We start from the raw sequence: 9,843 nt of genomic DNA on the forward strand, positions 1-9,843 counted from the left end.
GACTGGAAGCGCCTGGCGGACCCTGACACCACCTTGGTCATCTACATGGGCGTCGCCAATATCGGCCAGATCGCCATGGGCCTGATGACCGAGAACCTGCCGGGATCGACCTCCGTCCTGGCCGTCGGCAAGGCGACCACCCCGGACGAGCGCCGCCTTGTCTCGCGTCTGGACCGTGTCGCCGCCGACGTGCGCGCGGCCGGTCTGGCCGCCCCTACCCTGTTCATCATCGGCAAGGTCGTGTCGCTTTATGCCGAACGGCCGGTTGCCGAGTTGCTGGAGCATGCTCATGGCTAGGACTCTGCCCCTTGAACCGGCCCGCCGGGACTGGCCCGGGCGCGCGGTGCTGACCGCCGCCGTGCTGGTGGCCACCTCAGCCTTTGCCGCCGACACGCTGGACCCCAACGCGCTGAAGCGTCTGGTGCATCAGGATTGCGGGTCCTGCCACGGCCTGACCCTGAAAGGCGGGCTGGGCCCCGATCTGCGGGCGGGAAACCTGCAGCACTATGACCCCGAAATCCTGACCGGCGTAATCCTGGACGGCATCCCCGACACGGCCATGCCGCCGTGGCGGCCCCTCATCAGCGAGGAAGAGGCCGAATGGATCGCCCGTTATCTGCTGAAACCGGAGGCCCAATGAAACAGTTTGTCCTTGGCCTCGCGGCCTCGTTGCTGATGACCGCAGCCCATGCCGAACCCACCGCCACCGGAGACCTGGGGCTGGTGATCGAACGGGCCACCGGCTCGGTCCTGCTGGTCGATCAGTCCGACCGCGCCGCGTTGGCCCGGATCGAAGGACTGGGCGATCTGTCCCATGCCTCGCTGGTCTATTCGCCCGACGAACGCTTCGCCTATGTGTTCGGGCGCGACGGCGGGCTGACCAAGGTCGATATCGTGACCCGTCAGATCGCCAAGCGCGTCGTGCAGGCCGGGAACGCCATCGGCGGGGCGATCTCTGACGACGGCACGCTGGTGGCAGTGTCGAACTATGAACCCGGCGGGGTGCACGTCTTTGACGCCGACACGCTGGATCTGGTGGCCGACATCCCTACCGGCAGCAAGACCATCGGCCTGGTCGATGCACCGGGCCGCCGTTTCGTGTTCACCATGTGGGATACGGGCGAGACCTGGATCGCCGATTTCGCCCGCGGCACCGACCCGCAGATCATCAAGATCACCGACATGGGCAAAAACCCCTATGACGCGCTGATCACCGCCAATGGCCGCACCTACATCACCGGCCTGTTCGGGCAGGACGGGTTGACCGCGCTGGACCTGTGGGCAGACACCCCCGAACCGATCCGGGTACTGCCCGGATATGGGCGCGGCCAACAAGAGATGCCCGTCTACAAGATGCCCCATCTGGAAGGCTGGGCGCATACGGGCGCCGAATTCGTCTTGCCGGCCGTCGGCCATCACCAGGTGCTCTGGGTCGATGCCGACACACTAACGGAAACCGGGCGCACCCAGACGTATGGCCAGCCCGTCTTTGCCATGGCGCGGCCCGACGGCCGGCAGGTCTGGGTGAACTTCGCCCACCCGCTGAACGACACAATCCAGGTGATCGACACGGTCAGCAAACAGGTCATCCACGAGTTCAAACCCGGCCCGGCGGTGCTGCACATGGAGTTCACCCCGCGTGGGCACGAGGTCTGGATCAGCGTGCGCGATGCCAACAAGATCATGGTCTATGACACCCACAGCTTTGAAAAGCTGCGGGAAATCCCGGCCGACAGCCCCTCGGGCATCTTCTTCACCGCGCGTGCGCACAGAACGGGGCTGTAAGCGATGTGCCATATCACCGACCCGATCGACCGAAGGCTGCTGGATGACTGGCAGCGCGATTTTCCCGTCACCGACCGGCCGTTCCAAGTGCTGGCCGCGGCGCTGGGGCTGGATGAGGCCGAAGTGATCGACCGCCTGGACCGCATGCGCGCCGCCGGGCGCATCACCCGCGTCGGCGCGACGGTCGCGCCCGGCGTGGCCTCGGCCAGCACCCTGGCCGCCGTCGCCGCGCCCGAGGAGAAGGTGGAACAGATCGCCGCCCTGATCGACGCCGAACCGGGCGTGAACCACAATTACCAGCGCGAGGATGGCTGGAACCTGTGGTTCGTGGCCACCGGCCCCGACCGGGCGCATGTGGATGCCACACTGGCCCGGATCAGCGACCGCACCGGGCTGCGCGTGCTGGACCTGCGTCTGGTCCGCCCGTTCAACGTCGATCTGGGTTTTCGCATGTCCGATTGTTCGCGCCGCGTGCCACGGCCGCGTACGGTCGACCGGAGCGTTCTGCGGCAAGGCGACCGCGACATCCTGCAGGCGCTCAGCGCGGGGCTGCCGCTGATGGCCGATCCCTATGCGGCGCTGGCCCAATCCCTGAACCGGGCCCCCGAAGACGTGATGGACCGTATCCGGGGGTTGCACAAAGCAGGCGTCATCTCACGCCTTGGGGTCATCGTGCGGCATCGGGCGTTGGGGTGGTCGGCCAACGCCATGGTCGTGTGGGACCTGCCCGCCGACCGGATCGACCACGCGGGCCCCGCACTGGCCGCGCATCCCGGCGTGACCCTGTGCTATGAACGCCAGCCGGTCGAGGGCGTATGGCCCTATCGGCTCTACTCCATGATCCACGCCCGGTCGCGCTCCGAGGCGCGGGGTATCCTGGCCGGCGCCGCCGCCTTGCCCGAACTGGCGGGCGCTGCGCACAAGGTTCTGTTCTCGACCCGCTGCTTCAAGCAGACCGGCGCATTGATCAAACCGAAAGAGGCCGCCGCATGACCCCGCTGGACGACACCGACCGCCGCCTGCTGAACCGATTGCAGGAAGACCTGCCGCTCACCCCCCGCCCCTATGCCGACGTAGCGGCTGAACTGGGGATCACCGAGCAGGACCTGCTGGATCGGCTGGCGCGGATGAAGGCCGATCGGGTCATCACCCGGTTCGGCCCGTTCTTCGACGCCGCCGCCATGGGAGGGGATTTCTGCCTGTGCGCCATGGCGGTGCCCGAGGCCGAGTTTGAAACCGTCCTGACCAAAGTCAATGCGCACACTGAGGTGGCGCATAATTATGAACGCACGCACCGGCTGAACATGTGGTTCGTTCTGGCGACCGAAACGCCCGAGGCGATCACCGCCACGGCCGACGCGATCGAACGCGAGACGGGACTCACGGTTCACCGGTTCCCGAAACTGCAGGAATTTTTCATCGGCTTCCGGGTGGCAGCATGATCGACGCAACCGACAGGCGGATCATCGAGGCGCTGCAGGGCGGGCTGCCCCTGGTGCCCGCGCCCTATGCGCACGTCGCCGACGATCTGGGGATCGAGAAAGCCGCCCTGCTGGACCGGCTGGCCGCGCTGAAGGCGCGCGGGGTGATCCGGCGGATCGCCGCAGCCCCCAACCACTACAAGCTGGGCATGACGTCGAACGGCATGACGGTGTGGGACGTGCAGGACGACCTGATCGGCGAACTCGGCGCCCATATCGGAGCGCTGCCCTTCGTCACTCATTGCTACGAACGGCCCCGCGCCCTGCCCGACTGGCCCTACAACCTGTTCGCCATGGTTCATGGCAGCTCGCCCGACGAGGTCGAACAGAAACGCGGCCAGATCGCCGCGATTCTCGGATCGGCCTGCCGGGGCAGCGACATCCTCTATTCCACGCGCATCCTGAAGAAAACCGGGCTGCGCCTGAAAGCGAAAGGCTGAGATCGATGTTCCGCCTGACCGAATACATGCAGCAGCTGGTCAACCCGACGCCGGTGCGCAAACGCCGCCCCGGACCGGTGAAACCGGTGGTGATCTGGAACCTAACCCGGCGCTGCAACCTGAAATGCCGCCATTGCTACACCGTGTCTGCGGATGTGGCCTTCCCGGGCGAGCTCAGCCACGAGCAAGCCATGGTCACCCTTGAGGATCTGGGCCAATTTCGCGTCCCGGCCCTGATCCTCTCGGGCGGGGAGCCATTGGACCGGTTCGATTTTTTCGACATCGCCCGGCGGGCGCGTCAGCTGGTGCCGATGTTGGCGCTGTCAACCAACGGCACGCGGGTCCACGACGAAACGGCCGACATGATCGCCGACGTGGGCTTCAATTATGTCGGCATCTCGCTTGACGGAATCGGGGCGACGAATGACTGGTTCCGCGGGGTCGAGGGCGCCTTTGATGACGCCCTGCGCGGCGTGCGCGAATGCAAAAAGCGTGGCATCAAGGTGGGCCTGCGGTTCTGCCTGACCGAAGGCACCCAGCACCACCTGCCCGACCTGCTGAAACTGTGCGACGACGAGGGGGTGGACAAGTTCTATCTCTCGCATCTGGTCTATGCCGGACGTGGCGACAAGAACCGGGGCGAGGACGCGGAATATCGGCGCACCCGGCAAGGGCTCGACCTGTTGCTGGACCGCGCATGGGAGGCCGCTTCGGGCGGACGCCCGCTGGACATCGTGACCGGCAACAATGACGCCGATGCCGGGTATTTCCTGAACTGGGCCGCCTCCCGGTTCGACGCCGACGCCGTCGCGCATTTGCGCGAACACCTGGCCCATTGGGGCGGCAATTCCAGCGGTCTGGGCGTGGCCAATATCGACAATCTGGGCCGCGTCCATCCCGATACCTACTGGTCGGACTACACGGTGGGCAACGTCAAGCTCACTCCGTTTTCCGAGTTGTGGACCGGGGATGACCCGATGCTGGCCTTGCTGCGCACACGGCCGCGCCCGTTGAAGGGGCGGTGCGGCGCCTGCCGGTTGCAGGATGTCTGCGGTGGCAACACCCGCATCCGGGCCCTGCAACTGACCGGCGACCCGTGGGCCGAAGATCCGGCCTGCTACCTGACCAATGACGAAATCGGCGTGGACGGTGCCGGCGAGCGCCTGCAGGTCACGCCTTTCCGGGGGAAAAGCCATGATCCGGCGCATCAGTTCTTTTAAGGCACTCAAATTCGGTACTTTGTGCTCGGTGTTGTTGGCTGGAACGGCTTGGGCGGATGCTCAATCAGATTACGCCGAACATTGCGCCAGCTGCCATGGCGAGGCGCGGCTGGGCGGCGTCGGCCCGGCGCTGATCCCCGAAACGCTCAAACGCATGCGCGGCCCCCGCGTAGCCGCCGTCATCGCCGAGGGGCGTCCGGCCACCCAAATGCCCGCCTTCGCACACGAACTCGACGCGCTGCAGATCGAGGAACTGGCGGGCTGGCTGAAATCTCCGCTGGAGGTGGACCCCGAATGGGATGCCGAACAGATCATGGCCAGCCGTACTCTGGATGCCGATTACGCACCGGTCGATGCGCCGGTTTGGGACAGCGACCCGATGAACATCACGCTGGTGGTGGAAACCGGCGATCACCATGTCAGCGTTCTGGACGGCGACACCTTCGAGGTTCTGGACCGGTTCGAGACCCCCTTTGCCGTGCATGGCGGCCCCAAGTTCAGCCCCGACGGGCGCTATGTATTCATCATGTCGCGCGATGGCTGGGTGCAGAAATACGACATCTGGGCGTTGAAACAGGTGGGCCGCATCCGCGCCGGCCTGAACAGCCGCAACATCGCCATGTCGGGCGACGGCAAGTGGCTGGCCGTTGCGAACTATCTGCCCAACAGCCTGACTCTGCTGTCGACCGAGGATCTGTCGGTGGCCAGGGTGGTCGAGGTCAAGGGCAAGAAGGGCAAGCCCAGCCGGGTCTCGGCCGTGTACCAGGCCCCGCCGCGCGAAAGCTTCGTGCTGGCGCTCAAGGACGTGCCCGAGATCTGGGAAGTGTTCTATGGCGACAACCCGCCGCAATTCGGGCTGGGCCATGATTTCCGGATCGAGGGGCAGTTCAAGAACCCCGACCCCTTCCCCGTCCGCAAGATCACCACGCCCGACTATCTGGACGATTTCTTTTTCGACCAGAGCTATGAATACGTCATGGGCGCGTCGCGCGATGGCAAGGGCGGTCAGGTGATCGACCTTGTTATCGGGCAGAAAGTGGCGGATCTGGACCTGCCCGGCATGCCGCATCTGGGCTCGGGCATCACCTGGGAACGGAACGGCACCACGGTGATGGCGACGCCGCACCTGACCGAAGGCACCATCTCGGTCATCGACATGGGCACCTGGGAAACGATCAGGCGGGTCGAGACCGAAGGCCCGGGCTTTTTCATGCGCAGCCACGAGAACTCGCCCTATGTCTGGGCCGACGTGTTCTTCGGCCCCAACAAGGACGCGATGCATGTGATCGACAAGCAGAGCCTCGAGATCGTCAAAACCCTGCGGCCTGCGCCGGGCAAGACCGTGGCGCATGTGGAATTCACGCGCGAAGGCGCCCATGCGCTGGTGTCGATCTGGGAGGATGACGGCGCGGTGATCGTCTATGACGCGCAGACGCTCGAGGAAATCAAACGCCTGCCGATGCGCAAACCTTCGGGGAAATACAATGTCTGGAACAAGATCACCTTCTCGGAAGGCACCAGCCACTGACGGGCGCTGGCCGGTCTGGAAACTGGCCCTTCTGATGTATCCGGCGACGGCGCTGACCGTCGCCATCAACCTGTTTCTGGCCGGGTTGATCGTCCATGCGCTGGGGTTCGGCGCCGTGACACCGGTGGGCGCGCTGATCTGGTGTGTGCCCCTTGGGGTTCCGGCCAGCTGGCTGGCGGGGCGCTGGGTGCGGCGGCTGATGGATGAGGCCGACGGCTGATCCCGGGCGAACGGCCGCCAAACCGAAGTGCCATTTTTTTGACCACCTGATCGAAGTCAAGTCGCGCCGCCTGCCAATCCCTTACGACTCGGGCAAAATCAGATTCGAGTCGGAGTCTCCATGCCCGCCGCCCGCCAACACCACAGCCTCCCTGTCCGCGCGACACGCGTGGCCGCCGGGCTGGCGGGCATCTTTCTTTTGATGTTGCAGGTGCTTGGGCCAGCGCTGGCGAGTCCCGGCCAGGGCACCTGGATGGAGATCTGCTCGGAGGCAGGAGCGGTCTGGGTCCAGGTGGACCTGGAAGACGACACCGGCGACCCGACCGCGCCCTGCCCGAAATGTGCCGATTGCGCCCTGTGCGCAATCACGGCTGCGGCGCCGGTCCCGGACCTGCCGCAGCTGCAGCAACCCGGGTTTGTACAAATCCCACGGTGTGCGTTCACTGATCTGTTGGATCTGTACAACTCCGAACGGCTGTGGCCCGAAACTCGCGGCCCCCCGGCCGCGCCCGAAATCAGAACCGAACGCGCGCCGCGCGCGTCCATGGCGTCAACCCGAACCGAAGGAGGTGCGCCGTGGTCGTGACCCGCGCAGCCCATTTCCTTGTGGCCCTTGTCCTGTCCTGCCTGCTGGCGCTTGGCGCGCGGGCCGACAGTCTGGCCAGCTTCCTGCCCGAGATCGAACCCGCCGAACTGGCGCCCGGTGCCGATGCCATCGGTCCGGTGCGTGAAGACGTGCCGGTGGCCCCGGTGCTGAAGGGCGGTGAAACCGTCGCCTGGGCCTTTCTCACATCCGATTTCGTGGGCACCACCGGCTATTCCGGCAAGCCCATTCACGTCGTCGCCGCCATCGACGGTGATGCGGTGCTGACCGGCGTCAAGCTGGTCAAACATTCCGAACCCATCGTTCTGATCGGCATTCCCAACGCGCGCATGGTCGAGCTGACCGAAGGCTATGCCGGGCTGGACCTCAAACGCGAGGTCGAGACAGGCGGCGAGGGACATGATCTGGACATCATCTCGGGGGCGACCGTGACGATCATGGTGATCGATGACAGCCTTGTGCGCGGCGGCATCAAGGTGGCCCGCGCCTTGGGTCTGGGCGGTCTGTCCGAAGTACAGGCCGACGGCCCCCAGCGTCAAGTCGACATGGCCAAGGCCGACACCCGTGACTGGGCCACGCTCTCGGGCGACGGCTCGATCCGGCGGCTGACGCTGGACGTGGGTCAGGTCAACGCCGCCTTCGAGGCCACCGGCGACCAGCGCGCGATCAAGCGCCCCGAGAAGGGCAACCCCGAGGACACCTTCATCGACATGCATGTGGCGCTGGTCTCGGTGCCTTCGATCGGCAAGTCGCTGCTGGGCGAGGCCGAGTACCAGAACCTAGTCAATTGGCTGGACGAGGGCGAACACGCCATCCTGGTGTTGGGCCGCGGCAAGTACAGCTTCAAAGGCTCGGGCTATGTGCGCGGCGGGATCTTCGACCGGATCCAACTGATCCAGGGCGACAATTCGGTGCGGTTCTTCGACCGCCAGCACCGTCGCCTGGGCACGGTGGCCGCCGAGGATGCACCCAGCTTTACCGAGTTGGACATCTTCAAGATCCCTGCCGATGCCGAGTTCGACCCGACCGAACCATTCCGCCTGCAACTGCTGGTGCAGCGGGCCATCGGCGCGGTGGAAAAGACCTTCCTGACCTTCGATCTGGGCTACAAGCTGCCCGAACAGTACCTGTTGCCGGTCGCGGCCGCGCCCAAGGTGGTGAACGATGCCACCGGCGAGGCCGCCGCCAAGTCGGCCCTGTGGCAGCGCATCTGGAAGGACCGCCAGGTCGAGATCGCCGTGCTGGGCGCCATGCTGCTGGTGCTGACGATCACATTCTTCTTCCAGTTCCACGCGACGATGAACGCGCGGGTCTTCTACTGGTTCCGCATCGGGTTCCTGACGATGACGCTTTTCTTCATCGGCTGGTACGCCAATGCGCAGCTGAGCGTGGTGAACATCATGGCGCTGGCCGGCAGCCTGCGCAGCGGCTTCACCTGGGATGCCTTCCTGCTGGACCCGCTGGTGTTCATCCAATGGTTCGCCGTGGCCGCCGCGCTGCTGTTCTGGGGACGCGGGGCCTATTGCGGCTGGCTGTGCCCCTTCGGCGCCCTGCAGGAGCTGACCAACAAGATCGCCCGCGCGTTTAAAGTGCCGCAATGGACCCTGCCCTGGGGCCTGAACGAGCGCCTGTGGCCGATCAAGTACATGATCTTCCTGGCGCTGTTCGGCCTGAGCATGGTGTCGATCCCGCTGGCCGAGAAATACGCCGAGGTCGAGCCGTTCAAGACCGCGATCATTCTGAAATTCATGCGCGACTGGCCCTTCGTGGTCTTTGCGGTGGGTCTGCTGGTGATCGGTCTGTTCATCGAACGGTTCTATTGCCGCTATCTGTGCCCGCTGGGCGCGGCGCTGGCGATCCCCGCCCGTATCCGCATGTTCGACTGGCTGCGCCGCTACAAGGATTGCGGCAACCCCTGTCAGACCTGCGCCAACGAATGCCCCGTTCAGGCCATCCACCCCACCGGTGAGATCAACCCGAACGAGTGCGTCACCTGCCTGCATTGTCAGGTGCTCTACCAGTCCGAGAGCAAATGTCCCGTCGTCATCCGCCAGCTGAAACGGCGGGCCAAGACCGGGTCGGTCAAACTCAAGACCCCCCTCGGACAACCACCGGCGAACCATCCGAACGCCAAACCGCAAACCGTTTCCTAAAAGGAGGAACGATCATGTCGGATCATGACACCAAACTGAACATCACCCGCCGCGGGTTGCTGGGGGCCTCGGCCACCGGGGCCGTGCTGGCCGGAACCGGGCTGGGCGTCGGCGGCACGCTGATGACCGCCAAACAGGCCAGCGCCGCCGCCAAGGTCGAACTGGCCCCCGGCGAGCTGGACGAATATTACGGCTTCTGGTCCTCGGGCCAGACCGGCGAGCTGCGCATCATGGGCTTCCCGTCCATGCGCGAGCTGATGCGGGTACCGGTGTTCAACCGCTGCTCGGCCACCGGCTGGGGCCAGACCAACGAGTCGCTGAAGATCCTGACCGAGGGCCTGCTGCCGGAAACCAAGGAGTTCCTGGCCAAGCGCGGCATGAAAACCTATGACAACGGCGACCTGCACCACCCG

At 65.3% G+C, this 9,843-nt stretch carries 10 protein-coding genes and 2 pseudogenes; all 12 read left to right on the forward strand.

Annotation, left to right across the window (positions count from 1 at the left end; all coding sequences use genetic code 11):
- Positions 1–297 (forward strand): annotated as a pseudogene (locus AC2FM5_RS18160) (uroporphyrinogen-III C-methyltransferase); the annotation flags it as partial.
- Entirely contained in the window at positions 290–640 is a 351-nt protein-coding gene (locus AC2FM5_RS18165; RefSeq protein WP_217358169.1) for a c-type cytochrome, read from the forward strand. The pseudogene AC2FM5_RS18160 and the gene AC2FM5_RS18165, both read left to right, overlap by 8 nt.
- Entirely contained in the window at positions 637–1,785 is a 1,149-nt protein-coding gene (locus tag AC2FM5_RS18170) for a cytochrome D1 domain-containing protein (protein ID WP_170421584.1), read from the forward strand. Before AC2FM5_RS18165 ends, AC2FM5_RS18170 begins: the two co-directional genes overlap by 4 nt.
- Before the next feature lie 3 nt (positions 1,786–1,788).
- Positions 1,789–2,778 (forward strand): siroheme decarboxylase subunit beta, encoded by a 990-nt coding sequence (gene ahbB, locus AC2FM5_RS18175; protein WP_496737253.1) that lies wholly within the window; start codon positions 1,789–1,791, stop codon positions 2,776–2,778.
- On the forward strand, positions 2,775–3,227 hold the full coding sequence (locus AC2FM5_RS18180; protein WP_496737257.1) for an Lrp/AsnC family transcriptional regulator: 453 nt from the start codon (positions 2,775–2,777) through the stop codon (positions 3,225–3,227). The genes ahbB (AC2FM5_RS18175) and AC2FM5_RS18180 overlap by 4 nt, the downstream gene beginning before the upstream one ends.
- A complete protein-coding gene (ahbB, locus tag AC2FM5_RS18185; protein ID WP_496737261.1) occupies positions 3,224–3,706 on the forward strand; it encodes a siroheme decarboxylase subunit beta in 483 nt (160 codons plus the stop codon). The genes AC2FM5_RS18180 and ahbB (AC2FM5_RS18185) overlap by 4 nt, the downstream gene beginning before the upstream one ends.
- Positions 3,707–3,711: 5 nt before the next feature.
- A complete protein-coding gene (gene nirJ, locus AC2FM5_RS18190; RefSeq protein ID WP_496737263.1) occupies positions 3,712–4,926 on the forward strand; it encodes a heme d1 biosynthesis radical SAM protein NirJ in 1,215 nt (404 codons plus the stop codon).
- Positions 4,901–6,454 (forward strand): cytochrome D1 domain-containing protein, encoded by a 1,554-nt coding sequence (locus AC2FM5_RS18195; protein WP_496737265.1) that lies wholly within the window; start codon positions 4,901–4,903, stop codon positions 6,452–6,454. Before nirJ ends, AC2FM5_RS18195 begins: the two co-directional genes overlap by 26 nt.
- Before the next feature lie 34 nt (positions 6,455–6,488).
- Positions 6,489–6,674, forward strand: coding sequence for a hypothetical protein (locus tag AC2FM5_RS18200; protein WP_367647270.1), 186 nt, complete (start codon positions 6,489–6,491; stop codon positions 6,672–6,674).
- Positions 6,675–6,794: 120 nt separating this feature from the next.
- Positions 6,795–7,259, forward strand: a complete 465-nt coding sequence (locus AC2FM5_RS18205) for a DUF2946 family protein (protein WP_254430363.1) — start codon at positions 6,795–6,797, stop codon at positions 7,257–7,259.
- Positions 7,250–9,430, forward strand: a complete 2,181-nt coding sequence (locus AC2FM5_RS18210; protein ID WP_496737269.1) for a 4Fe-4S binding protein — start codon at positions 7,250–7,252, stop codon at positions 9,428–9,430. The genes AC2FM5_RS18205 and AC2FM5_RS18210 overlap by 10 nt, the downstream gene beginning before the upstream one ends.
- 14 nt (positions 9,431–9,444) lie before the next feature.
- A pseudogene (locus AC2FM5_RS18215) lies at positions 9,445–9,843 on the forward strand (TAT-dependent nitrous-oxide reductase); the annotation flags it as partial.

The sequence above is a fragment of the Ruegeria sp. BHSA162 genome (genome assembly GCF_059613385.1).

Bases quoted from the DNA above. Each gene is read 5' to 3' on its own strand.
- ahbB (WP_496737261.1), top strand. From the start codon at position 3,224: ATGATCGACGCAACCGACAGGCGGATCATCGAGGCGCTGCAGGGCGGG.
- AC2FM5_RS18165 (WP_217358169.1), top strand. From the start codon at position 290: ATGGCTAGGACTCTGCCCCTTGAACCGGCCCGCCGGGACTGGCCCGGG.
- AC2FM5_RS18200 (WP_367647270.1), top strand. From the start codon at position 6,489: ATGTATCCGGCGACGGCGCTGACCGTCGCCATCAACCTGTTTCTGGCC.
- AC2FM5_RS18170 (WP_170421584.1), top strand. From the start codon at position 637: ATGAAACAGTTTGTCCTTGGCCTCGCGGCCTCGTTGCTGATGACCGCA.
- ahbB (WP_496737253.1), top strand. From the start codon at position 1,789: ATGTGCCATATCACCGACCCGATCGACCGAAGGCTGCTGGATGACTGG.
- nirJ (WP_496737263.1), top strand. From the start codon at position 3,712: ATGTTCCGCCTGACCGAATACATGCAGCAGCTGGTCAACCCGACGCCG.
- AC2FM5_RS18195 (WP_496737265.1), top strand. From the start codon at position 4,901: ATGATCCGGCGCATCAGTTCTTTTAAGGCACTCAAATTCGGTACTTTG.
- AC2FM5_RS18180 (WP_496737257.1), top strand. From the start codon at position 2,775: ATGACCCCGCTGGACGACACCGACCGCCGCCTGCTGAACCGATTGCAG.
- AC2FM5_RS18205 (WP_254430363.1), top strand. From the start codon at position 6,795: ATGCCCGCCGCCCGCCAACACCACAGCCTCCCTGTCCGCGCGACACGC.